Raw genomic sequence first — 25305 nt, 5'->3', positions numbered from 1 at the left:
GGGTTTTTCATTCACTTAGATTTTCGGCTGTTTGATTTTTTGGTTTTAGGTAATTTAGAAGAAGGCTGTTTACGAATCCATTTAATAAAAGAGCTAATTTTAGAATCAGCTTGTAATAAAGAAATCGTATTAAGACGAATGGCTAATTCATCATTTGTGTATAACGCATGAATTTGTTTATGACACGGAATACATAAGTTTGCCGTCGGTTCAAACACTCCGCCCATTTCCTTTGGCGTTAAATGATGTACGGTCGTCAAGACATCCTGCCTTCCGCATAATTCGCATGTTCCTATTCGCCTGTCTTTTTTCTTCATATAGATTTCCTTCCCTATAAAGTTTCTACTCTTACACTAGTTCCTTTGCCAGAAGGCTCGGACGGCTCAACAATCAAACGTTTTGGCAGCCGAGCTCGAAGTTCTTGTACGTGACTGATGACTCCAATTGATAAATTATTGGACTGAAGTTTTTCAAGCGCCGTAACCACGGTATCAAGAAGCTCTCCATCAAGCGTTCCAAATCCTTCATCTAAAAAGAAAAACTGCAGTGGATATTCTCCTCTTAGCTGTATTTGTGCAGATAATGAAAGGGCCAGAGCGAGGGAAGTTAAAAATGTTTCCCCTCCCGATAAAGTTGAAACCGGACGTTTTACGCCTCCATTTGCATCATCTCTCATGATAAAGCCGCCTTGTGAATCAACTTCAATCGCATAGCGCTGACGTGTTAATATACCCAGACGCTCTGAAGCATCTCGGCTAACGGACATCAGCTGTTCTTCAGCAATATATTCGACGAAAGCATTTCCTTTAAATACTGTTTGAAGCTTTTGATACTGTTCAAATAACGCTTGTTTTTCTTCACGGTCCTGTTCAAGCACTAAAAATCGCTCATGCCGTTCTTTGACGCTTTTTAACGTTTGCTCAGCTGCTCCCTTGAGCTGAACGGCTTCTTTTACAGCGGCTTTTATATCATGAAGCAGCTGCTGAGTTTCTTCAAATTGCTGCTCTTCTATGGACTGCTGATTCAGCTGGATATTTAACTGTTCAATTGATGACTTCATCTGTTTTATGTTGTCCCAATAAGCCTGAACAGTTTCATCCAACAATTTCATCTCATCATGTGATAACAAAGCTTGCTGAACTTCTTTTTCTTCGCTGAATAAAGAACTCCCTATCGCTTCTTCCCATTTTCCAGCTGCTTTTTTATACTGGATATGAGCTGTTTCTAGAGATTCGCTCGCTGCTTTTTCATCCATTTGCAGCGTTTGATACGCTTTTTGAACAGTCTGCCAATGTTGATACGCCTGCTGTTCATTCGTCTCTAACTCCGCAAGTAAGTGAACTGTTTTTTGCAGCGCTTGTTCAATATCTTCTTGATCTGTAAGCGTACGCAAGCGTTCAATTTGCGAGTGAACAAGAGATTGTTTATGAGACAGCATTGCTTTTAATTCTGTAAATTCTTTTTCGCCCGCATATTTTTCTTCTTTTAGACGTTCGATTTTCTTTTGCTGATTTTCAAAAAATACGCTGCTTTTTTCAATTCGAGCCTTTATTGTCTGCTCTTCTTTTTCTCGCTCGTTTAGCTGTTCATTAATTTTTTCCATCTCTTCAAATACAAAGGAAGGATAATCTTGTTGAAAAGCTTCTTTTCCTGCTTGTAACGCTTGTTTTTGCTGAGTTACTTTTCTTTCCAATTCAGCTTGTTCTTTTTGATAATGAGCAAGCTCTAATTCAATCTTTTCAAGACTTTGCTGGACCTTCTGTACCTGCCCGAGAATTGCCTGCTGTTTTTCACTTATCTGCAAATAATCCTGCTCAAGAGATTTAATTTCAACTTCTATTTTCTTAGCATACCGACCAAAGGCATCTGTACTCATTTCTCCTAAAGCAGGGACTTGGCCAGCTTCATTCATAAACCCAGCTAAATCAGGTATTTTTTCAACAAGAGGTTTAGCTAGCTGTTCAAGCTGCATTTTAAGCGACGAATAGCTAAATCGCTGTTCACGCAACTGATTGACTTGATCTTCGAACTGATCCGCTGATTCTACTGTACTATTTTCTTCTTTTTGGTTTAACACGGGGTTAGGATGATGCTCAGAGCCACAAACTGGGCAAGGCTCTCCTTTAGTCAGCTGCTCAGCTAATTGATGAGCCAGACGATGTGACCATTCTTTTTCCTTGCGTCTTTTTAGATCACTCATTAAATGATCCGCCTGTTTAAAAAGCTGCTGAAACTCTTTTTCCCGCTCACATACAGTGTGATACAAGCCTTGAATATCTGAAAATAACTCTTTGCTTCGTTCTATTGTTTGCTGATATCTCTCTTGGTGTGTTTGTTTTTGTGTATGCAAATGCTGAAGCTGTTCCGCTTTTTCTTTATACGTTTTTTGGCCTTCATCTAGATTTTTTTTATCATTATTCCATACTTGATAACGGTAGAATGCTTGCTGAACAGCCTGCCGATAATCAGGTTGAATCTCCACTTTTGTTAATGCTTCTTTTAACTCTTTTTGAAGATTCAGACCTTGCTGATACCGCTTATCCGCTTCTATTAATTCATCATTTTTCGTTTGAAGTGCCTGCTGCTTTTGCTGAAGAGAAACTTCCGCTTCTTTTACTTCTTGCTGCCCATCTTTAATTTGTTTTTGAAGATCAGAAGCTTGTTGGAGCTGTTCTTTTTGAACAACCAATTTGGGCTGCTGTTCATTTTTTTGTAAGCGAGCCTGCTCATATAAGCTATTGGATCGCTTATATTCCTCACTTTGCTGAACAATTTGCACTTTTAATTTTTCTACTTTATCTTTATAAAGCTTCTGCTGTTTTTCAGCTTGTTCAAATGTTTCTAAATAAGGAAAAAGACGCTCTGCCTGCTGCGCTTTCGTCAGCAAATCTTGCTTTTGTTTAATCTCCTCTTCCTGCTTAGAAGCATGCACTAGTTTTTCTTCTAACAGTGTTTTTTCCTGCTGCGCTTTCCAAAGAGACGCCTGCTGATCGTATCGTTCCTGCAAATCAGCCGCTTCTTTTTCTCGTTTTTCCAAAAGTACAATGCTATCACTTACAAGCTGCTCGGCTTCTGTTACTTTCTCTGTTGAAGCTTCACCTAATCCCGTTTGTTCTGCCGTGATTTTATCTAGGTCTGTTTTTAGCTGCTGAACTTGATAGCGTATTTTCTTACTAAGCTGATCTCCGTACTGCTCGAGATTAAAAAGACGCTGAAGCATTTGACGGCGCTCCGTCCCTTTTAACGATAAAAACTCTGCAAATTTTCCTTGTGGTAATACAACAGCTCTTGTAAAATCATCAATTGTTAAACCAAGAAGTTCCTGTACCTGCTGGTTTACATCATTTGTTTTATCCGCTAATACGTACGTTTCATCTTCAATTTCAATCAATCGACTGGAAGCTGATTTCACACGCAGCTCATCTGTCCGTTTAAAGCTTCGTTCAACAGTATAGCGTTTTTTATGACTAGCGTTTTCCAGCTCGAACGTAAACGATACTTTCAGTTCATTTTCCCCGTGATTTAAAATTCCTTGTGTATTATTGGCTGCACGCTCTACTTTTCCGTATAAAGCTAGTGTAATGGCATCCAAAATGGAGGATTTCCCGCTTCCAGTAGGACCAAATATTCCAAACACACCGCCTGAACACAGCGCTTCAAAGTCGACAGTTTGTTTTTCTCTAAAACTGTGAAGCCCCGAAACGGTCAAGTTAATAGGTTTCATTTTTCATCCTCCTTTCCCGATACTTCTTCATCGTTAATCAAGGTTAAAAACAGTTTGACTAACTCATCATCAGGTGCCCCTCCGCCGGTTTGCCTGCTGTAGAACTTTGTAAACAGTTCTTCGATTGGCACTTCGCGCTGTGAACGTGTTTCATTTGCTAGTTCTTCTGCTTTGAATACCGGACGAATATGAATAAAGCCTGGATGAAGCTTGCGAAGTCGATGGATTTCTTCTAGTGAAAGTGCATCTTCTACGTGAACTTCTAAATCAACCCATGCCTGCGCATCTTTCTGTTCATCAAGCCACGTATATACTTCTGCCAATCCGTTTTTCGCTTTCCAACGCGTCAAAGGCTTTCCGCTAGATAATGGAATTTCCGTCATTTCAACCTCTTTTCCTGGCTGAGCATCTAAAATGGTAACCGACTTTGCGTATCCTGACTCCGAAAAGCTGTAAGCAAGAGGTGAACCGGAATACCTTGCCAGAGTGTGGGCGCGATTGATCATTTGCGGGCGATGCAAATGTCCTAGAGCTACATATTGAGCATTAGCAGGTAAACTAGTCGCCGCCACCGTATAAGCTCCTCCTACTTCAATTGGACGTTCTGAGTCCGTTGAACTTCCGCCAGCTACGTAAATATGACTCATGGCAATATTAACGGTATCTGCTGTGAACTGCTCACTCATTTTATCGAAAATACCTTTTACTCTGGCATCGTATGAATTTCGAAGAGCCAGCTCATCATTTTCTTCTGCTAACAGTTCCTTTAACCTTGATTCAGATGGGTAAGGAAGAGCCGCAACCTTTAATATTTCATCTGATGTAGGAATGTGAATGCTTTCTACATCGGTAGTAGGCAAACCAAGAAGTGTAATATTTTGATGAACGGCTAATGGAGAAGCCGCCGACAGCCGATCTGGGTTATCATGATTACCTGCAATAACAATAATTGGACGTTTTCCATTGTTGCTCAATCTAGACATACTTTCGTAAAAGAGCTGCTCTGCCGCTGCTGGAGGGTTCACCGTATCAAAGGCATCTCCCGCCATGAGAATAGCATCTATCTTTTCTTCTTCCACAATGTCTGCCAGTTCATCTAAAAACTGTGCTTGCTCAGCTAGACGACTTCGACCTTCTAACGTTCGCCCCAAATGCCAATCCGCTGTATGTAATAAACGCATGTTACTCTCTCCTTATTGGTGAAAAAGAAGAAGACCATCGCCTTCTTCTTTTCTTATATTTCAACAGCATGTCCACCATCTAAAAAGTAAAGATAGCGATGCTGAACAGGTTGTTTCACAATCCGCTCAATGGCCTTTGCGTAAAGCTCTAACTGAATGCGGTATCTTTCAATTAGAAATGGTTTTGCTCGTTCAAAATCCCCTTGAAAACGATCCGAAATATTATCTGTTTTAAAATCAAGTAAAACGAGGCCTTCTTCCGTTTCATATAAACAATCAATAATACCTTGTACTAAAATCGTTTCGTCTTCCTGCTCCCAATGATCATAGATTTCTTTAGCGGAGACACCTAAACTAAAAGGCATCTCTCTATAAACCGTGCGAGCCGTTCGAATATCTTGTGCAATGTCACTGTCTAAAAAGTCTGCTACATCATTTGCATCAACGGCATCCGCTTGCTGTTGCGTCAACAATTCTTTGGTAACCATTGATTGAATAAAGTCTTGAACCATTTCGAGGGTATAAGCTTTATTTAATGGAAGCTGCTGCATAACGGCATGTGTAGCTGTTCCTCTTTCAGCTCCTGTGAGAGATTTCTCTTGAAGAAACAGCGGACGGTTTTCAAGAGGTGCTTTAGCTCCCCGAACAAGATCACTGCTTGCACCTGCATCCGTCAGCTGCTGCTGCCTTTTTAGTTCAGAAACAGATTGCTTTGAACGATGAACGGAAGCTACACGATAATCATAAGACCAATTTAAGCGTCTATACACTTCCTCTTTATAATCGCTGGATTCTGTAACTGGCTCATGCTTTTGAAGAGCGTTCAAAAGCTCTTCATGATGCTGCTGCTCTTCAAGAGGCTGTTCGGCTAAATCACCTGCTAATAACGTTGAAAGCTTCCAGCTTGAAGCATGCTGATAAATCATCTCGGCCGGCTGGACCTCTCCTTCAACCATATGACTAACATTTTTGTGACGAATTAAAGAAGGTCCAATCCAGTCTAAATAACATTTTGCATCTCTTCTCACGTGAGCTGGAAGCGTCCAATCTTCGTGTCCCATAACGGAGCTCCATTGTCTGAGCTTTTCTGATGCGTCTTTTACTGTTCCAACTAAAATAAGTTTTTCTTTCGCACGCGTCAAAGCTACGTATAATACCCGCATTTCCTCTGCCATGCTTTCTTTTTTCATTTTTTTCTTCATGGTCTGCTGAAGAAGAGTCGGGTACGTAATACGCAGTTTCGGATCAATATATTTAGATCCAAAACCTAGTTCTTTATCGAGTAAATAAGCTTTATTCAAGTCCATTAAGTTAAACTGACGAGCAAGACCAGCTACGAAAACAACAGGAAATTCAAGACCTTTACTGCTGTGGATCGTCATCAAACGCACCACATCTTCTTGTTCTCCCAGCGCTCGAGCAGCTCCTAAATCGTTCCCTCGATCCTGCATCCGTTCAATAAAGCGTAAAAAGCGGAACAGACCTCTAAATGAAGTCGCCTCATACTGGCGAGCGCGATCGTAAAGAGCACGTAAATTGGCTTGACGCTGTTTCCCGCCAGGAAGTCCGCCAACAAATTCAAAGAAACCCGTGTCGCGGTAAATTTGCCATACTAGTTCTGACAAAGAGCTTTGTCTAGCTTGTGTTCTCCATGCTTTTAACTGCTCATAGAAATATTTCACTTTATCGCGAAGTTCTTCATCATCTGAAACCGCTAAGTACGTTTTTAACGCATCATAATACGTTCCTTTCTTTTGCTCTGCTCTCAGTGTAGCCAACTCTTCATCTGAAAGCCCTACTACCGGTGAGCGAAGAACAGAAGCTAACGGAATGTCTTGATGCGGGTTATCTACTACTTTTAATAAAGACATCATAATCATCACTTCAGTAGCATCAAAATAGCCTGTTGATAAATCGGCATAAATCGGCACGCCTTCTTGTTTAAATTCATCCATAATCTGCGCAGCCCAAGGCATGGAACGAAGCAAAATAACAAAGTCACGATACGTTACGTTTCTCATGATATCGAGCTTGCGATCATATATTTGAAAACGGTTTTGAACGAGTTCTTTGATTTTGCGCGCCATTGCTCTTGCCTCTAACTGAGCCGTTTCAAGCTCTGCTTCTGAAAACGCGACGAGAGAAGAATCCGATTCTTCTTCCGCTCCTTCTTCTGCATTTTCTTTTGCAATCAGCAGAAGCTCCGTTTCCATTCCTTCCACTTTTGGATACGATGCTCCTAATTTTAAAGAAGCATCATCGTCATATGCAATTTCTCCTACTTCTTCATCCATCAGCTGGTTAAAAATAAAGTTTGTGGCGTCAAGCACTTGAGAACGACTTCGGAAGTTTTTATTTAAGTCAATACGTTTTCCAAATTGTCGTCCATCTTGCGTAAATCGCTTGTACTTCGTCAAAAACAAAAATGGCTCCGCTAAACGAAAGCGGTAAATGGATTGTTTTACATCTCCAACCATAAATAAATTCCCTTGTTCTTCACTATCTCTCGTCACTAATTTAATCAGTGTTTCTTGAACCATATTTGTATCTTGATATTCGTCAACAAGCACCTCTTCAAACTGAGTGCGATATTTTTGAGCAATGGACGAAGGCTTAAGCACCCCGTCTTCTTTTACACTCAAGATTTGCAGGCAATAATGCTCTAAATCAGAAAAGTCCACTAACCCTTTCTCTTTTTTGATGTGTTCATATCGTTCACCGAAGCGCTGAACTAAAAAGATTAGCGTTTCAATAACGGGCTTCATTTTTTCAAAATCAGCCATGTAGCCGTGCAAAGGCCTAGAAAACAAATCAGCATGAAGCTTTTCAAGGCTTGTTTTCGCTTTTTTGCGAAGCTCTCCAAAATCATCTAAAAGCTGCGAGTCGTACGCATCTCCTTTACATGGCTTTAAACGAGTAAAATTCAAATTCTGCATTTCCTCATGCAAATCAGCAAAAGAATGCTTAGAAGCGCTGAGCAGCCGATGAATTTGAGCCAGGTCTTCCTCTGCATTAACGGCGCGAGGAGCAGGCCCTCCCGGCAGCTTTGTTAGCTCTAAGCCCTGTTTTAAAATCGACTCAATGCCCACGAGCTGCGTTGTTACTTCTTGTAAAAGAAAAGACAGAAACGAAAGTGAATCAATAGAAGAGTCCTCTGTGACATCATATTGACTCACAATCATCTTAAGCCAGCCGTTTGGGTCGGGATTAGATCGTGCAAAGTCATATAGCTTTCTTACCATAAGCTGAATATCTAAGTCATTTCTGTCGCTTGTATAACGATCAATTAAATCAAAGAATCGCTCGTTCTGTTCAATACTGTACTGCTCTTCAAACAATTCTTCTAATACTTCTTCACGCAGAAGATCCGCTTCCGTATCATCTGCAATCCGAAAACCAGGGTCTACATCGATCAAATAATAATACGTTCGAATGACTTCTAAACAAAAAGAATGGAGCGTAGAAATCGACGCACGGTTTAATAAATTAAGCTGTCTGCGCAAGTGTAAAGAAGATGGATTCTTTTTTAACTCTTTTTCCAATGCTTCTCCAATTCGATTTCTCATTTCGGCTGCAGAAGCATTTGTAAACGTAGCAACTAGTAATCTATCAACATCAATTGGTTCCTCGCCCATCGTAATCTTTTTAATAATACGTTCGACTAAAACCGCTGTTTTTCCTGAGCCAGCCGCCGCGGCTACTAATATATCTTGACCGGATGAAACAATGGCGTTCCACTGATCATCCGTCCACTGGGAGTCGGCCGGTTTTACGTGTATATCTTCACTCATCTCGTTTGGCCTCCTCTCGAATTTTATCTAAAATAACATTTTGACTCTCTGTACTAAGCTGACGATATTCGTTGTTTTCCATTGATTCATCGAACTGACAGATTGAGCGGTATTCACAAAACGCACATGGTGTTTTATCTTTTAGCTTATAAGGCGAAATATCAATTTTTCCATTTGTAATCTCAGTACCTGCCTCTACAAACTTACCTCGCACATACTGACGGAGATGTGTAAAATCTTCTTCGCTCGCAACCGAAGAATTGGAATAAAAGCCCCCTGTCTTTTTAATACCCGCCGATATAACCTGTGAGTGCCCTGATTCTAACGTTTCGTCCATTAATCGGACTGCTTCCTCGTCCCCTAAAAGCAGTCCTTTCATTTTAAACTTCTTGAAGATTTCGGCTTCAATTTGATCGGGTTGTAATGCTTTAGTACTGTTGATCATTGGATTATGAACGTGGAAATAAAGAACGCCAGCAGGCAATGCTCCTCTATTATCATGAAGAAGCTGTTCAGCATACGTCACGACTATGTCTAAATAAGCTAAAATTTGAAGAGATAAACCATAGTACACTTCCACTAAGTTTAATGCTTTATCGCTTGATTTATAGTCGACAATACGCAGTAAAAGTCCTTTGGAGCTTTCCGCTTTATCCACTCTGTCAATTCGGCCAACAAGTTCCATCGTATGGCCATTTGGCAGTGTAAACTGCATAGAAGGCAGCTCCGCGCTAGGACCAAACCCTAATTCCAATCCAACAGGAACAAACCCGCTCACCTTAGCGTGCTCACTTAACACAAGCGACGCACGTTCAATAATTTGCTGCAGCTTATGTGTTAAATAGTGGTGGCGATTAGAGCTCAATAAAATTTCATTTTGTAAGCGCGGAGCAAGTTCGTGCACCGCAGCCGTAGAAAGCTGCTGACAGTCTTTTCTCGTTAAGTTCTTCCATTCTTTTTGACCGCCCCGTAGCTCGTCTGAAATCATCTTCAGCGCCGCGTGAAATAACTCGCCTATGTCAGGAGCTGCTAATTTGAAAACTTTTCGTTCTTTAAGCTTAAGCCCGTGAGAAGCAAAATGAGCGTACGGACAGGCTTCAAATTTCTCCATTCTCGATACGCTTGCTTGAATATGCTTTCCATACAGACGCTGACTCGTTTTCTTTGTTAACCTTTTTGCTTCGTTTTTATAAAATAAACTGCTTAGTACTTTCTCGCTATATGAGTTCCAATCTGAATTTTCTACATAAAAATTATATACATCCCACCAAGAGGAACTCATCGGATAATGGCGTTTCCACCCTTGCAGCTGGCTGGCTAAATGCGCGATGCTCGTTAAGGGATTTGTTATATAATCAACTTGCTTTTCTTCTTCTAAATCCGTAGGCTCCGTCATTAACAGCTTTTCCTGCAGGAGCGGAAATAGCTCTTTTAATCGATTAATAACGAGTGAAGGCAGCAGAGTCTTCCCTTCCTCATTGGCAAGAGGATACGAAACATAAAGTTTTTCAGAAGAGCTGGAAAGTGCTAAATAAATGAGAAATTGTTCGTCAAACAGCTTTTGCCTTCCAGTTGGCGCAAGTAATAAGCCTGATTCAAGCAGCTGCTCTCTCTCTTTCTCAGATAACAGACCACCGCTTTTTGGTTTAGCTGGAATCACACCGTCATTTACGCCTAGCACAAAGCTTGCTTTGATATCGGATAAACGCGAACGCTCAAAACTTGCCACAACCACTTGATCCAGTGCAGGCGGAACAAGTGCAAACTGCATGCTGTCAAGCCCTATCTCAAATAGATCCGCGAACAAAGAAATCGATACTTTCTCTTCTCCCATCATTTCAACAAACTGATCAAATAAGTGAAGAATTGCTTTCCATACCTGCTCGTGCTCTCTTGCTTCTTGAAGCTTACCTTCTTCTTCACATCTATTGCGCAGCGCTTCTATCTTTTGTGGAATATCTAAGTTCGTTAAAAAACGATAGAGTGCTTCTGCTTTTTCTTTTCCTATTTTCGCTTGTTTTAATTTTTTCTGAAGCGAATAAATAGGAGGAACAATCATATTTTTTAATTCATTTATTTTTTGCTCAAAAGCAAGCTCTTCGTCCGTTTTCCCAAGGTTCATGTCTTCAAGCGAACGATATTTTCTGTAGGTAAATGGCTCCTTACTCGTCCACTTAGATCCTTGAATACCGTAAGCAAGTACGTAATTTTCTAATTCATCCATCTCTTCGCGAAGCTGGTGCACATCAGATGACAAAGGAAATAAAAGGTCTGTTTTCACTGCCCGAAAGATGGTTTCGTATCGCCATGACCCGCTTACCACCTCTAAGACTGAGCGAATAAATTCAACGAGTGGATGGTGAAACATCGCTCGCTTTTGGTCAATAAAGTACGGAATTTCATAATCTCGAAAAATGGTTTGAAGCAAGTCATGATAGTCTTCTGCATTTCTAACAATCAAGGCAATATCACGATAGCGATAGCCGTGATCGCGCACAAGCGACAGCACTTCTCTTGCAATCCCTTCTACCTCTGCTCTTCGGCTAACAGCAGGCAGCAGCTGAATGTGCTCGGGCTCTGACTGAAATTCCGGCGTTGGCCGTTCATCATAATATCGTTCTAAATAGGCAAGCTCTGGACTGTTTTGATGCCTTTTTTGTTCATTAAATACGTTTGGCTCTTTAATCTCTATCCCGTTTTCAGCCGCCAGGCCCATTATTTCTTGATACGTTTCGCTCGTTAATCGAAACAAGTGCAGGTCATTTGGAATAAAATCTTGATATGAATAATCAGAAGTAACCGCTATTTTCACTTCTCTACAAACTTTCATCAGCTCTACTAATACCGTTAATTCTTGAGGAGTATAGTGATGAAATCCATCTACATAAATCGTTGCTTGAGCAAGGTACGCAGAAGAGACTACTTTTTCGCTCAACAGCTTCAAATAATCTTCTCCATCTACATATTTTGTCATCAGCTGTTTTTCTAATTCTCCGTAAATGAGATGTAAATCATGTAATTTATCAGCAAGGACTTTCTCATCTTCTGCTTGAAGTTTTTGCTTCATCTCTTCGAGAGACGGTGCATCTACCGTGTACTGTTTAAATTCTTTAACCATTTTTTCTAGTTCTTCAATAAACCCTGCTTGTTCTGAAGAATTCGCAAACAATCGAAGCTCTTTTTTTTGATGCTCGATAATTTTTTTAAGCATCATATGAATACCTGTTTGATCCACATGATAGCGGCTAATACCTCCGACTTCTTGCAGGATACGCCACGCAAGACGTGTAAAACTATAAACTTGAGCACGCATCATTCCTTCTAACCCAGGTGTTTGAACAAGCGCATACTCCGACTGAAACGTCATCTGTTCAGGTACAATATAAATAAGTGGATGCCCAAGCGGAGCATTTAACAGCTCTTGGCGCATGCTATTTAAAAGATATTCCGTTTTCCCGCTTCCTGAACGTCCTAATAAAAACTGTAGCCCCACGTTTTCACCCCTTCATTTTTCTTCTCTATATTTTTAGTTGTTTAAGTGCAAAATGGATAAACGCCACGCAAACACGTGACGCAGTCGTCAAAATTTTATAGTGATAATCAGCTAAATCTCTCTATCTCTCTCCTTATTATTTTACTGAACTTGCAGACAAAATTCCACTTTGCACATATGTGAAATGCTGGATGCAACAAAAAAACTTTTCAGTAGCCAAATGACCACTGAAAAGTTTTAGAAAAGCGAGTTATTTTCTACGTTTACATCATGATTCCACCATCTACATGCAGTGTTGTGCCGTTAATATAGTTGGACTCATCAGAGGCTAAATAAAGATAAGCATAACCAATGTCAGAAGGCTGACCTAACCTTTGTAAAGGAATAGTAGATTTCATTTGATCAATGATTTTGTCCGGCATCGCCTTCACCATATCCGTCTCAATAAACCCGGGAGCTACAGCGTTTACATTAATTCCTTTTCGCCCAAGCTCTTTAGCCCATGTTTTTGTCATTCCCACTACGCCGGCTTTTGTCGCCGCATAGTTTGTTTGACCAACATTTCCATATACGCCGGATACCGAAGATGTGCTGATAATTTTCCCTTTACCTTGAGCAATCATATGCGGTACAACGGCTTGCGTACAGTGAAAAACGCCTGTAAGGTTTACGTTAATGACCGCTTGAAAATTTTCAACTGATAATTTAGTTAGCATTCCATCTCTGGTAATACCTGCATTATTAATTAAAATATCTATTTTAGAGAAGCGTTTCACGACTTCTTCTACCATTGCATCTACACTGTCTCGATCCGCTACGTTTACTTGAAAGAATGCTACATCTCCGCCTTCTTCTTTTAGCTGAGCTGCTCGTTCTTCTCCTACTTTTGCATCGTAGTCAACCATAGCGACCTTTGCACCCTCTTGTGCGAAAATTCGAGAAGCTTCGAACCCTAACCCATTTGCTGCACCCGTAATAATTGCCACTTTATCTTTTAATCTCATGTCACCCGCGCTATAAGACGCTTACTAACAACGATTAATCAGCAAGTCGCTTGAATCTTAGTAGCGCATTCCCCTCCTCAAAACGACGCCAAGCACGTCTTAATGATCATTCGGTGCTTTTCTAGTAATGATCCCTCTACTTACATCTTAGTAGTCAAGCTCAAAAATCATTCATATAATTTTTAAGAAAACGTTTTGAAATACATGAGGTGATAATACATGTTGAGAAAAAACATGTATATCTCTAGAAAACAAAGGGTTCATTACTTAGGTGCAACTAGGAATAGACGTCTAATTTATTCCCAGTTTTTTCTTTTATTTTAGCATATTTTTCACAATTGATAAACAAAAAACTTGTTCATTACTAGACAGATACTCTGTATGTGCATTGTTCTACCAACCGAATAAACAGACAAATAACTTCTTTAAGAAAAAGGCAAAAAACCTTTCAAAAATGCTGCTGTATTCCTATAAGAAAAGGTTTTTCCATAGTTTACAATACCCTCTTCTGCTGTATGTATAACAAAAGACTGCCTATTAAAAAGCAGTCTTTCATCACTATTTGTTATATATAAACAAACTATTTGTCATACTGTTTCACTTTAGATTTTTCATTTAATCTTCGTTCAATTTGCTTTCCAACAAGCCATAGGACAAAAATGATCACTAAAACAAGTACTGCTTTTAAAGGCTGTTTCACAAATGAAACAAAATCGGCCCCAATAAAGCTCATCATAAATATCATGACCATTTTACCCGCTAATACAGCAAGCATAAACTGAGCCATACTGACACGTGATAGTCCAGCTACTACATTAATCGCTGAAGACGGCGTAAAAGGGAAACAAAGCATAATAAACAGCGGTCCAAAACCGTGTCTTTCCACCCAAATCATAATCTTTCGAATTTGCGCATGGCGGCTGATAAAATGTAAAAACCTCGCCTGTCCGTATTTTCTAAAAATCAAAAAGACAAGCAGTGATCCAACGCAGCTCCCGATCCATGAAATTAAAAAGCCTAACCATAAGCCAAAGGCAGCAGCATTAGCCATTACAAACGCAAAAAGCGGCAAGATAGGGATAAACGCTTCTAAAATAGGCAACAGCAGTCCGGGAATGATCCCAAATGATTGATATTGTTTTAATAACTCGAGGACGCCGTCTAATGTCAAATAATGCTTTAATGTTTCAAAATCCATCGAATGTTCTCCTTATTTAAACAACTGTGCTACTTTTCACTTATTGTACTACTTTCCTTTACCAAACAAAAGTTTTACAGCGTTTTATCTTTCCTGCCCTGTTGCGCTTGCCATATAGCCAGCCCTTACTTACACGAACAGAACCTCTAGAACAACATGTGCTTTTACTTAGACTGCTGCAAATAACGTTTAAACCAGCTGGTTAAATATTTTAGTCTCGCCGTTCGTAAATTAGGCTTACCGCTTCTAGAAAGTTCATGGTTAGACTGAGGAAAACGAATAAATTCTACTTCTTTATCTTTTCTTTTTAGTGCCACATAAAGCTGTTCGGCTTGTTCAATTGGACATCTATAATCCTGTTCGCTATGCAAGATTAACAGCGGTGTTTTCACGTTCTCCGCTAAACGAAGCGGCGAGTGGTTCCAAAGTTTTTCCGGATTCTCATAAATATCAGCTTTCAATTCCCATTCGGTAAAATAATAGCCAATATCACTAACGCCGTAAAAACTCGTCCAATTTGAAATAGACCGTTGCGTCACCGCTGCTTTAAACCGATTTGTACTTCCTACAATCCAGTTTGTCATAAATCCTCCGTAGCTTCCTCCTGTTACGCCAAGTTTATCTTCATTAATATAAGAGTAGCGGTTAATTGCTTCGTCGGTTACTGCCATCAAATCCATATAATCCATGCCTCCGTAATCTCCTCGAACGGCATCTGTAAAGGCTTGACCATATCCTCTTCCGCCTCTTGGATTAGAAAAGAGGATATTGAACCCTTTTGATGCAAGCACTTGAAATTCAAACATAAATGTATGACCATACATAAGATGCGGACCTCCGTGAATTTCTAAAATGGTTGGAGATACATCGTTGGCAGCAGCAGCTTTTACGACCCAACTGTGGATATGTATACCGTCCGTGGCAGTCGCGCAAAAAGATTCTGCTTCCGTTAACTGCACATGCTTTAAAAATGAATCATTAACGTTTGTCAGCTTCACTAGTTCCTCTGTTTTTAAATTTAAAGAATAAAGATCTCCCGGATGTGTAAATGTACTGATTGCTACGATAGCTTCCTCATCGTTGGGAAGAACAGATACCCCGTATACGTGAGCATTATCCATAAGCACAGAGTCTAACTTTCCATTTACATTTCCTTTATATATGCCTACAGAACCCTTTTCACTTACGACAAAATAAAATTCTTCCTTACTGCTCCACATAATTCCCGCTGCGGTTCTTCCAAAGTGAAAATCTCCTGCTACCATATCTCCTATTTCTAAGTCTATACCTGCAGTGATACAAGCTGTTTTTTGATTGGAGACCTGATAAATATATATGTCATTCATTGAAGCCGATCCATATGTACGTTCATTTCCAATGTAAGCTATGTATGACCCATCTGGTGACCACGAAACTTGATGAAAATATCCTGTTTCTGCTGTAATAGATGTTAACTTTTTACTATCACGATGCAAAATAAACACGTCCATGGTTAACGATAAATCCGGATTCTCTCCTCGGCTGCTGCAAAATACAATTGAATTTGCATCAGGGGCCCAGCATCCTACAGAGTGATGATAAGGTCCATCCGTTAAAAACGTCACTTCTTTATTTTTAAGTTTAACGACCGCAACTTGCGTATATTCACCTTTTAAATAGCCGCTAGCATCGGATTTATACAACAAACGTTCCACTTCGTATGGCTGAGGATGCTCATGATTTTGTTCAACTCTTACAGCTTTTTCTTCTACTTTTGTAGAAAACATAATTTCGTCACTATAAGGAGACCATACGGGATCACTAACGCCTTTTTCACAATCTGTGAGTGCTTCTGCTTCCCCGCCTGTCGCTGCTAATAGATAGAGCTGAACGGTTTGACTGCGATCTGATAAAAAAGCAATCCACCTGCCGTCAGGAGACCATGCAGGAGAGTGATTATTTCCTTTATAATACGTCAATTGCTTTGTTTTTTTTGTTTCAAGATCTAACATAAACAGCTGCGTCTCATAACCGTTTTCTATTTTTTTCGTTTCTCGAACCGTATAAACTACACTTTTTCCATCTGGAGAAATCTGAGGGTTATACACAGACTTCAATTCATACAAATCCTCTACCGTTACCGTACGCTTTTTTACATGATTCAATTTCTTCGCCCCCAAGGATTCATTTTTAAACCAAATAGCCAATCGATAAAAACGAAAGTAGCGTTTCCCTCTTACTTTATCATTTCTAAAAATAAAAATCTAAAAATTTAGAAAATTAGTTGTTTTTTCTTCTTTTAATCTATATAATAATAAAAAGGGTGCAGAGGTGATGAGGTATGAACAATGAAAAATCGTACACGGAAATGATGAAGTCCCTCGCTCGCAAGAAAAAAGTAATTGATACTGTGAGTATGTTGGATGTTTATATCGAAATGGTAATTGATGAATCGCTTTTTAAGCGTCAAAAAGAACTGTTAGAAACAAACATTAACACGGCATTAGATCAACGTGATGAAACTGCTTTTTATGAGCTATCAGCACAGTACCAATCCTTACTTCAAACATCTACTTAATATTTCAAGAAGTTCATTCATGTTAATGATTTATATGTACGTTTAACAGGCAGAACCTTTCTTCTCAGGAAGAACAGCTGTCTGTTAAATCGTGTTTACTACATAAAAAAAGATTCTTACAGATGTAAGAATCTTTTTTGTTAGGATTTTTTCTATGAGTGGAAGTAAACAACCGTTCCACTCATAGATTTTTTGTTATTTATGCGCCTGAAACTGCTCTTCTTCTGTTGAACCTTTTAAAGCTGTTGTAGAGGAAGTCCCACCGGAAACTACTTGCGCCACTTCATCAAAATAACCCGTTCCTACTTCACGCTGATGTCTTGTAGCAGTATATCCATTTATTTCACTAGCAAACTCTCTTTCTTGTAACTCTGAATAAGCTGCCATTCCTCTTGTTTTATATCCTCGTGCCAGTTCAAACATGCTGTGATTTAAAGCGTGGAAGCCAGCAAGCGTAACGAATTGGAATTTGTAGCCCATTTTTGCGATTTCTCTTTGAAACTTTTCAATCGTTTTCTTATCTAATTTTTTCTTCCAGTTGAAAGATGGTGAACAGTTATAAGCAAGCATTTTACCTGGGAATTTTTCATGAATAGCATCTGCAAATTTTTGTGCCTGTTCCAAGTTTGGTTCAGACGTCTCACACCATACTAGATCAGCATATGGCGCATATGCTAAGCCACGAGCGATAGCTTGATCGATTCCGGCTCTCGTGCGATAAAACCCTTCAGCGGTGCGTTCACCTGTAATAAACTGGCGATCTACAGGATCAACATCACTTGTAATTAAATCAGCGGCATCAGCATCGGTACGAGCAATCAGAAGTGTTGGAACACCCATTACATCAGCAGCTAAACGAGCAGCAATCAAGTTTTTCACAGCTGTCTGAGTTGGAAGCAATACCTTGCCGCCAAGATGACCACACTTTTTCTCAGATGACAATTGATCTTCGAAGTGTACCGCAGATGCTCCTGACTCAATCATTCCTTTCATTAATTCAAATACGTTCAACTGTCCTCCGAACCCTGCTTCTGCATCTGCTACAATTGGAGCAAAGTAATCAATATCTCCTTCTCCTTCTAAATGCTGAATTTGATCGGCACGCTGCAGCGCTTGATTGATTCGTTTCACAACATGCGGCACGCTGTTTGCTGGATATAGACTTTGATCAGGATACATATTTCCTGAAAGGTTTGCATCTGCAGCTACTTGCCATCCACTGAGATAAATGGCTTTTAACCCTGCTTTTACCTGTTGTACTGCTTGATTTCCTGTTAAAGCTCCTAATGCATGAACGTATGGCTCTGTTTTTAATAAGTTCCAGAACTTTTCGGCCCCTCTTCTAGCAAGCGTGTGTTCAATATCAATGGATCCTCTCAGTCCAATGACTTTTTCTGCAGAATATGGACGTTCAATTCCTTTCCAACGCTCATCGCTTTTCCAGTTCTCTTCAAGGTTTTTTACACGAATCTCTTTCATTCTTTATACCCCCTAATGAATTTAAAATTCTATATTCATAAAAATATAAAACGCAGCAGTGAGAATATGTCTGTTTCATGATGAAGTAAATTAGCAGTTTGCCATAGTGTTAGTAAGAACGTAGATGAAATAAGTAAATAGTTGAAGGACATGTAGTAAGACTTTGCTGAGGTGAATATACGCTGATAAGTTTGACTGCTATCTTTTCAATCACAAATAACTATTACTCCCTATTGTTATAAAACAGTTTTTATTTTACATACGTTATTATATAACAGTACTTTCGAAAATGAAACCTCCTTTTAGAATTTTTTTCCTACTCGCAAGGAGGCTTTTCTATTAATACCTACGTATAAAAGGCTTCATATATCCTTTACTTTTTCTTATATCACTTATTCATTTCTTTCATACTTCTCAACAAATGAAATTCTTTCCAATATTGTTGGATGACCATATCGAAAAATTTTCACTAAATACGGCGGATTCACCTGGGACAGTCCTGATTTTGTTAAATCCTGAAATGTTTTAATAGCAGCTTGTTTATCTCCTGTTAAGTCCATGGCGTACGTGTCAGATTGAAGTTCATGATGACGCGACTGCATATTTGTTAAAGGACTTACAGCAAATGTGAGCACAGAAAAAATAAGTAGAATAAGCGGTAATGAATTTAAATCACTAAGAGAAGTGATTTTTAATGCTTTCCCCCATCTCTTAATCACAAAGCTAGCAAAATGTTTCGTTAGCCATAAACCTACAATCGATAAAACTAAGGCTGAAGCAATCCCTACATAAATATGTTTCTTCACATAGTGACCCATTTCGTGCGCCATGATAAACAAAATTTCACGTTCCGTCAATTTATTAAGAGTAGTATCCCATAACACAATTCTTGAATTAGAACCTATTCCCGTTACATATGCATTGAGAGAGTTCGTTTTTTCAGACATGTTTACTTCATATACATGCTTAGCAGGTATATGAGCTTCATCTGCTAAATGCAAAATTTTCGTCTCCAGCTCTTTATTCTTTAATGGATAAAAATCGTTATATAACGGATCGATAACCACTGGTTGAATAAACGTCAAAAATAGCGTAAATGGAATAGATACTAGCCACGCATACAGCCACCATCTTTTTGAAAACTTACGAATGAATGCATATAACACAGCAATCACTAAAAACATCGTGGCATAGTTCACCCAAAAATCTGTAAAAAGATCTTTCATCCATCCTTGGAAAGGTTGCGTCGTAATATGGTAAGCCGTTGAAAGCTTATAGCTAATCCAGTCCATAGGAAAAGAGTAGATCAGCAGCAGAACAGATAACCAAAATACATAAATAGCAGTTTGGAGAAGACTGAAACGACTGACGTCTTTAGACCACTTATTCACTTTCTTAGACACACCTAACACTAAAATTAAAATAAACCCTAACCACTCATATGGAATTCGGATAAAAAAGAGCGCATCTCTAATCTTTGAATATTTTTCGGTTAACATAAGTTCTCTTGCATTCATAAACGTAGCCGGATCCACGCTGGTACCTTTTAATGATTGTGGAATAGAGGTGTCACTTATATAAAATAAATACACCCATATACAAGCTGCATACACAAGAAAAACTCCGATGGACCACAAAACAATTTTTTTCACGCATTCCCCTCCTTTTGTACAAACAGTATTCTGTTATTACTATTGTAGGTTTTTTTTCGAAATTTAGAACAAGCGTTTAGAGATGTGCTATAGGAAATGCAAATTGTGAAGAGAAAATCATAGAAAAACGAAAAACAGAGTTTATTCTTTTGTCTAAACTCTGTTTACAAACAAAAAAAGCAGTTTGCATATGCAAACTGCTTTTGAGATGACCCGTACGGGATTCGAACCCGTGTTACCGCCGTGAAAGGGCGGTGTCTTAACCGCTTGACCAACGGGCCAGTATGGCTCCACAGGTAGGACTCGAACCTACGACCGATCGGTTAACAGCCGATAGCTCTACCACTGAGCTACTGTGGAATATGGTGGGCCTAAGTGGACTCGAACCACCGACCTCACGCTTATCAGGCGTGCGCTCTAACCAGCTGAGCTATAGGCCCATTATTTGGAGCGGGTGATGAGAATCGAACTCACGACATCAGCTTGGAAGGCTGAGGTTTTACCACTAAACTACACCCGCGTTACTTAAGATGGGGCGACTGATGGGAATCGAACCCACGAATGCCGGAACCACAATCCGGTGCGTTAACCACTTCGCCACAATCGCCGTCTTAAAATGGTGGCTCGGGACGGAATCGAACCGCCGACACAAGGATTTTCAGTCCTTTGCTCTACCAACTGAGCTACCGAGCCCCAAACAAAATGGCGGTCCCGACGGGAATCGAACCCGCGATCTCCTGCGTGACAGGCAGGCATGTTAACCGCTACACCACGGGACCACTTTGGTTGCGGGGACAGGATTTGAACCTGCGACCTTCGGGTTATGAGCCCGACGAGCTACCGAACTGCTCCACCCCGCGATGATATGAATATGATATAAATAAATGGCGGAGGAAGAGGGATTCGAACCCCCGCGGGCTTTAACACCCCTGTCGGTTTTCAAGACCGATCCCTTCAGCCGGACTTGGGTATTCCTCCGTATATTTATAACAAATGTAACTTATATGGTAGCGGCGGAGGGAGTCGAACCCACGACCTCACGGGTATGAACCGTACGCTCTAGCCAGCTGAGCTACACCGCCATATTATTCGTTACAATTATTTAATTTCATTGGTGGAGCCTAGCGGGATCGAACCGCTGACCTCCTGCGTGCAAGGCAGGCGCTCTCCCAGCTGAGCTAAGGCCCCATAAATGGTCGGGAAGACAGGATTCGAACCTGCGACCCCTTGGTCCCAAACCAAGTGCTCTACCAAGCTGAGCTACTTCCCGTTTATGGCGCGCCCGAGAGGAGTCGAACCCCTAACCTTTTGATCCGTAGTCAAACGCTCTATCCAATTGAGCTACGGGCGCTTTATATGGAGCGGAAGACGAGGTTCGAACTCGCGACCCCCACCTTGGCAAGGTGGTGTTCTACCACTGAACTACTTCCGCTTATTAAAATGAGCCATGAAGGACTCGAACCTTCGACCCTCTGATTAAAAGTCAGATGCTCTACCAACTGAGCTAATGGCTCTCTATGGCTGGGCTAGCTGGATTCGAACCAACGCATGACGGAATCAAAATCCGTTGCCTTACCGCTTGGCGATAGCCCAATAAAATGGTGGAGGGGGGCAGATTCGAACTGCCGAACCCGAAGGAGCGGATTTACAGTCCGCCGCGTTTAGCCACTTCGCTACCCCTCCGATATAAATGGTGCCGGCAAGAGGACTTGAACCCCCAACCTACTGATTACAAGTCAGTTGCTCTACCAGTTGAGCTACACCGGCACGGTGGTGGAGGATGACGGGATCGAACCGCCGACCCCCTGCTTGTAAGGCAGGTGCTCTCCCAGCTGAGCTAATCCTCCAAATATCATACACAACATTAAATGTGTATATAAGTTTTTTACAAATGAGCCAAATAAAAAACCCCTAGACTCTTTTACAAGAGCATAAAAAGGGGTCTTATTCATTGCCTGGCAACGTCCTACTCTCACAGGGACAAAGTCCCAACTACCATTGGCGCTAAAGAGCTTAACTTCCGTGTTCGGTATGGGAACGGGTGTGACCTCTTCGCTATCGCCACCAGACAAGAGATTGCTCTCTCAAAACTAGATAACAATTTGCTGAGTAAAGCTTACGCTTTTAAAAGTTTGGTTAAGTCCTCGATCGATTAGTATCAGTCAGCTACACATGTCGCCACGCTTCCACCTCTGACCTATCAACCTGATCATCTTTCAGGGATCTTACTAGCTTGCGCTATGGGAAATCTCATCTTGAGGGGGGCTTCATGCTTAGATGCTTTCAGCACTTATCCCGTCCACACATAGCTACCCAGCGATGCCTTTGGCAAGACAACTGGTACACCAGCGGTGTGTCCATCCCGGTCCTCTCGTACTAAGGACAGCTCCTCTCAAATTTCCTACGCCCACGACGGATAGGGACCGAACTGTCTCACGACGTTCTGAACCCAGCTCGCGTACCGCTTTAATGGGCGAACAGCCCAACCCTTGGGACCGACTACAGCCCCAGGATGCGATGAGCCGACATCGAGGTGCCAAACCTCCCCGTCGATGTGGACTCTTGGGGGAGATAAGCCTGTTATCCCCGGGGTAGCTTTTATCCGTTGAGCGATGGCCCTTCCATGCGGAACCACCGGATCACTAAGCCCGACTTTCGTCCCTGCTCGACTTGTAGGTCTCGCAGTCAAGCTCCCTTGTGCCTTTACACTCTACGAATGATTTCCAACCATTCTGAGGGAACCTTTGGGCGCCTCCGTTACATTTTAGGAGGCGACCGCCCCAGTCAAACTGCCCACCTGACACTGTCTCCCGGCCCGATCAGGGCCGCGGGTTAGAATTTCAATACAGCCAGGGTAGTATCCCACCGACGCCTCCACCGAAGCTAGCGCTCCGGCTTCTCAGGCTCCTACCTATCCTGTACAAGCTGTACCAAAATTCAATATCAGGCTACAGTAAAGCTCCACGGGGTCTTTCCGTCCTGTCGCGGGTAACCTGCATCTTCACAGGTACTATAATTTCACCGAGTCTCTCGTTGAGACAGTGCCCAGATCGTTACGCCTTTCGTGCGGGTCGGAACTTACCCGACAAGGAATTTCGCTACCTTAGGACCGTTATAGTTACGGCCGCCGTTTACTGGGGCTTCGATTCAGAGCTTCTCCCAAAGGATAACCCCTCCTCTTAACCTTCCAGCACCGGGCAGGCGTCAGCCCCTATACTTCGCCTTGCGGCTTCGCAGAGACCTGTGTTTTTGCTAAACAGTCGCCTGGGCCTATTCACTGCGGCTCTCTCGGGCTATACACCCTACCAGAGCACCCCTTCTCCCGAAGTTACGGGGTCATTTTGCCGAGTTCCTTAACGAGAGTTCTCTCGATCACCTTAGGATTCTCTCCTCGCCTACCTGTGTCGGTTTGCGGTACGGGCACCTCCCGCCTCGCTAGAGGCTTTTCTTGGCAGTGTGGAATCAGGAACTTCGGTACTATAGTTCCCTCGTCATCACAGCTCAGCCTTTATGATGAGCGGATTTGCCTACTCATCAGCCTAACTGCTTGAACGCGCATATCCAGCAGCGCGCTTACCCTATCCTACTGCGTCCCCCCATTACTCAAACGGCGGGGAGGTGGTACAGGAATATCAACCTGTTGGCCATCGCCTACGCTTTTCAGCCTCGGCTTAGGTCCCGACTAACCCTGAGCGGACGAGCCTTCCTCAGGAAACCTTAGGCATTCGGTGGACAAGATTCTCACTTGTCTTTCGCTACTCATACCGGCATTCTCACTTCTAAGCGCTCCACCAGTCCTTACGGTCTGACTTCGCTGCACTTAGAACGCTCTCCTACCACTGACATCAAAGATGTCAATCCACAGCTTCGGTGATACGTTTAGCCCCGGTACATTTTCGGCGCAGAGTCACTCGACCAGTGAGCTATTACGCACTCTTTAAATGGTGGCTGCTTCTAAGCCAACATCCTGGTTGTCTAAGCAACTCCACATCCTTTTCCACTTAACGTATACTTGGGGACCTTAGCTGGTGGTCTGGGCTGTTTCCCTTTTGACTACGGATCTTATCACTCGCAGTCTGACTCCCATGGATAAGTCTTTGGCATTCGGAGTTTGACTGAATTCGGTAACCCGTTGGGGGCCCCTAGTCCAATCAGTGCTCTACCTCCAAGACTCTTACAACATGAGGCTAGCCCTAAAGCTATTTCGGAGAGAACCAGCTATCTCCAGGTTCGATTGGAATTTCTCCGCTACCCACACCTCATCCCCGCACTTTTCAACGTGCGTGGGTTCGGGCCTCCATTCAGTGTTACCTGAACTTCACCCTGGACATGGGTAGATCACCTGGTTTCGGGTCTACAACCACATACTAAACGCCCTATTCAGACTCGCTTTCGCTACGGCTCCGCCTTATCAGCTTAACCTTGCATGGGATCGTAACTCGCCGGTTCATTCTACAAAAGGCACGCCATCACCCGTTAACGGGCTCTGACTACTTGTAGGCACACGGTTTCAGGATCTCTTTCACTCCCCTTCCGGGGTGCTTTTCACCTTTCCCTCACGGTACTGGTTCACTATCGGTCACTAGGTAGTATTTAGCCTTGGGAGATGGTCCTCCCAGCTTCCGACGGAATTTCACGTGTTCCGCCGTACTCAGGATCCACTCAAGAGGGAACGAAGTTTCAACTACAGGGTTGTTACCTTCTTCGACGGACCTTTCCAGGTCGCTTCATTTACTTCGTTCCTTTGTAACTCCGTATAGAGTGTCCTACAACCCCAAGAGGCAAGCCTCTTGGTTTGGGCTAATTCCGTTTCGCTCGCCGCTACTCAGGAAATCGCATTTGCTTTCTCTTCCTCCGGGTACTTAGATGTTTCAGTTCCCCGGGTCTGCCTTCAATATCCTATGTATTCAGATAAAGATACTGTTCCATTACGAACAGTGGGTTTCCCCATTCGGAAATCTCCGGATCAAAGCTCACTTACAGCTCCCCGAAGCATATCGGTGTTAGTCCCGTCCTTCATCGGCTCCTAGTGCCAAGGCATTCACCGTGCGCCCTTTCTAACTTAACCATTAGCGAATAAATGGTACAACATAAAGTTGTGTTATTTATTGGTTTGATTAAAGAAAAGTTTCACTTTTCCTCAGCAATTACTGTTATCTAGTTTTCAAAGAACAAAACAACTGACTTCAATCACATCATGATGAACATCACTGTGATATCTACGTG

At 41.8% G+C, this 25305-nt stretch carries 11 protein-coding genes, 19 tRNA genes and 2 rRNA genes; 1 reads left to right on the top strand and 31 read right to left on the bottom strand.

Going from position 1 to position 25305, the window contains the following annotated elements; translation table 11 throughout:
* Window positions 1–11: 11 nt before the first annotated feature.
* From CEQ83_RS03250 to CEQ83_RS03215, 8 genes are all read right to left on the bottom strand, one after another.
* Window positions 12–317 (bottom strand): HNH endonuclease, encoded by a 306-nt coding sequence (locus CEQ83_RS03250; protein ID WP_028412414.1) that lies wholly within the window; start codon window positions 315–317, stop codon window positions 12–14.
* Window positions 318–331: 14 nt separating this feature from the next.
* Entirely contained in the window at window positions 332–3724 is a 3393-nt protein-coding gene (locus tag CEQ83_RS03245; RefSeq protein ID WP_028412415.1) for an SbcC/MukB-like Walker B domain-containing protein, read from the bottom strand.
* Entirely contained in the window at window positions 3721–4905 is a 1185-nt protein-coding gene (locus CEQ83_RS03240; protein ID WP_028412416.1) for an exonuclease SbcCD subunit D, read from the bottom strand. The genes CEQ83_RS03245 and CEQ83_RS03240 overlap by 4 nt, the downstream gene beginning before the upstream one ends.
* Window positions 4906–4958: 53 nt before the next feature.
* On the bottom strand, window positions 4959–8696 hold the full coding sequence (gene addA / locus CEQ83_RS03235; protein ID WP_098113555.1) for a helicase-exonuclease AddAB subunit AddA: 3738 nt from the start codon (window positions 8694–8696) through the stop codon (window positions 4959–4961).
* Window positions 8689–12189, bottom strand: coding sequence for a helicase-exonuclease AddAB subunit AddB (gene addB, locus CEQ83_RS03230; protein WP_028412418.1), 3501 nt, complete (start codon window positions 12187–12189; stop codon window positions 8689–8691). The genes addA and addB overlap by 8 nt, the downstream gene beginning before the upstream one ends.
* Window positions 12190–12452: 263 nt before the next feature.
* Window positions 12453–13193: a 3-oxoacyl-ACP reductase FabG gene (fabG, locus tag CEQ83_RS03225; RefSeq protein WP_014461644.1), complete on the bottom strand. Its 741-nt coding sequence runs from the start codon at window positions 13191–13193 to the stop codon at window positions 12453–12455.
* A 580-nt stretch (window positions 13194–13773) separates the two neighbouring features.
* A complete protein-coding gene (locus tag CEQ83_RS03220) occupies window positions 13774–14391 on the bottom strand; it encodes a TVP38/TMEM64 family protein (protein WP_028412419.1) in 618 nt (205 codons plus the stop codon).
* A gap of 164 nt (window positions 14392–14555) precedes the next feature.
* A complete protein-coding gene (locus CEQ83_RS03215) occupies window positions 14556–16535 on the bottom strand; it encodes a S9 family peptidase (protein ID WP_155017004.1) in 1980 nt (659 codons plus the stop codon).
* 176 nt (window positions 16536–16711) lie between these two features.
* Between CEQ83_RS03215 and CEQ83_RS03210 the strand changes: the two genes are divergently transcribed.
* Window positions 16712–16948, top strand: coding sequence for an IDEAL domain-containing protein (locus tag CEQ83_RS03210; protein WP_028412421.1), 237 nt, complete (start codon window positions 16712–16714; stop codon window positions 16946–16948).
* Between the two features lie 195 nt (window positions 16949–17143).
* Here CEQ83_RS03210 and aceA read toward each other — a convergent pair whose 3' ends face one another.
* From aceA to CEQ83_RS03095, 23 genes are all read right to left on the bottom strand, one after another.
* Window positions 17144–18427: an isocitrate lyase gene (gene aceA, locus CEQ83_RS03205; protein ID WP_028412422.1), complete on the bottom strand. Its 1284-nt coding sequence runs from the start codon at window positions 18425–18427 to the stop codon at window positions 17144–17146.
* 392 nt (window positions 18428–18819) lie between these two features.
* Window positions 18820–20079: a M48 family metallopeptidase gene (locus CEQ83_RS03200; protein WP_028412423.1), complete on the bottom strand. Its 1260-nt coding sequence runs from the start codon at window positions 20077–20079 to the stop codon at window positions 18820–18822.
* A gap of 209 nt (window positions 20080–20288) precedes the next feature.
* Window positions 20289–20360, bottom strand: a tRNA-Glu gene (locus tag CEQ83_RS03195).
* Between the two features lie 4 nt (window positions 20361–20364).
* Window positions 20365–20439 (bottom strand) — tRNA-Asn (locus CEQ83_RS03190).
* A gap of 3 nt (window positions 20440–20442) precedes the next feature.
* Window positions 20443–20519 (bottom strand) — tRNA-Ile (locus CEQ83_RS03185).
* A gap of 6 nt (window positions 20520–20525) precedes the next feature.
* A tRNA-Gly gene (locus CEQ83_RS03180) sits at window positions 20526–20599 on the bottom strand.
* An 11-nt stretch (window positions 20600–20610) separates the two neighbouring features.
* Window positions 20611–20686, bottom strand: a tRNA-His gene (locus CEQ83_RS03175).
* Window positions 20687–20696: 10 nt separating this feature from the next.
* Window positions 20697–20772 (bottom strand) — tRNA-Phe (locus CEQ83_RS03170).
* A gap of 10 nt (window positions 20773–20782) precedes the next feature.
* Window positions 20783–20858, bottom strand: a tRNA-Asp gene (locus tag CEQ83_RS03165).
* Between the two features lie 4 nt (window positions 20859–20862).
* Window positions 20863–20939: transfer RNA gene (locus CEQ83_RS03160), tRNA-Met, on the bottom strand.
* Window positions 20940–20964: 25 nt separating this feature from the next.
* Window positions 20965–21057, bottom strand: a tRNA-Ser gene (locus CEQ83_RS03155).
* 27 nt (window positions 21058–21084) lie between these two features.
* A tRNA-Met gene (locus CEQ83_RS03150) sits at window positions 21085–21161 on the bottom strand.
* Between the two features lie 30 nt (window positions 21162–21191).
* A tRNA-Ala gene (locus CEQ83_RS03145) sits at window positions 21192–21267 on the bottom strand.
* Between the two features lie 5 nt (window positions 21268–21272).
* Window positions 21273–21349, bottom strand: a tRNA-Pro gene (locus tag CEQ83_RS03140).
* A gap of 4 nt (window positions 21350–21353) precedes the next feature.
* Window positions 21354–21430 (bottom strand) — tRNA-Arg (locus CEQ83_RS03135).
* 6 nt (window positions 21431–21436) lie between these two features.
* Window positions 21437–21511 (bottom strand) — tRNA-Gly (locus CEQ83_RS03130).
* A 9-nt stretch (window positions 21512–21520) separates the two neighbouring features.
* Window positions 21521–21593, bottom strand: a tRNA-Lys gene (locus CEQ83_RS03125).
* A gap of 4 nt (window positions 21594–21597) precedes the next feature.
* Window positions 21598–21672: transfer RNA gene (locus tag CEQ83_RS03120), tRNA-Gln, on the bottom strand.
* A gap of 6 nt (window positions 21673–21678) precedes the next feature.
* Window positions 21679–21762: transfer RNA gene (locus CEQ83_RS03115), tRNA-Tyr, on the bottom strand.
* 8 nt (window positions 21763–21770) lie between these two features.
* Window positions 21771–21846, bottom strand: a tRNA-Thr gene (locus tag CEQ83_RS03110).
* A 4-nt stretch (window positions 21847–21850) separates the two neighbouring features.
* A tRNA-Val gene (locus CEQ83_RS03105) sits at window positions 21851–21926 on the bottom strand.
* Window positions 21927–22032: 106 nt separating this feature from the next.
* A 5S ribosomal RNA gene (gene rrf, locus CEQ83_RS03100) occupies window positions 22033–22148 on the bottom strand.
* 63 nt (window positions 22149–22211) lie between these two features.
* A 23S ribosomal RNA gene (locus CEQ83_RS03095) occupies window positions 22212–25147 on the bottom strand.
* Window positions 25148–25305: the final 158 nt, after the last annotated feature.

The sequence above is a fragment of the Priestia megaterium genome (assembly GCF_009497655.1).
Lineage (GTDB): Bacteria > Bacillota > Bacilli > Bacillales > Bacillaceae_H > Priestia > Priestia zanthoxyli.
This window is presented reverse-complemented; position numbering and strand designations above follow the sequence as displayed.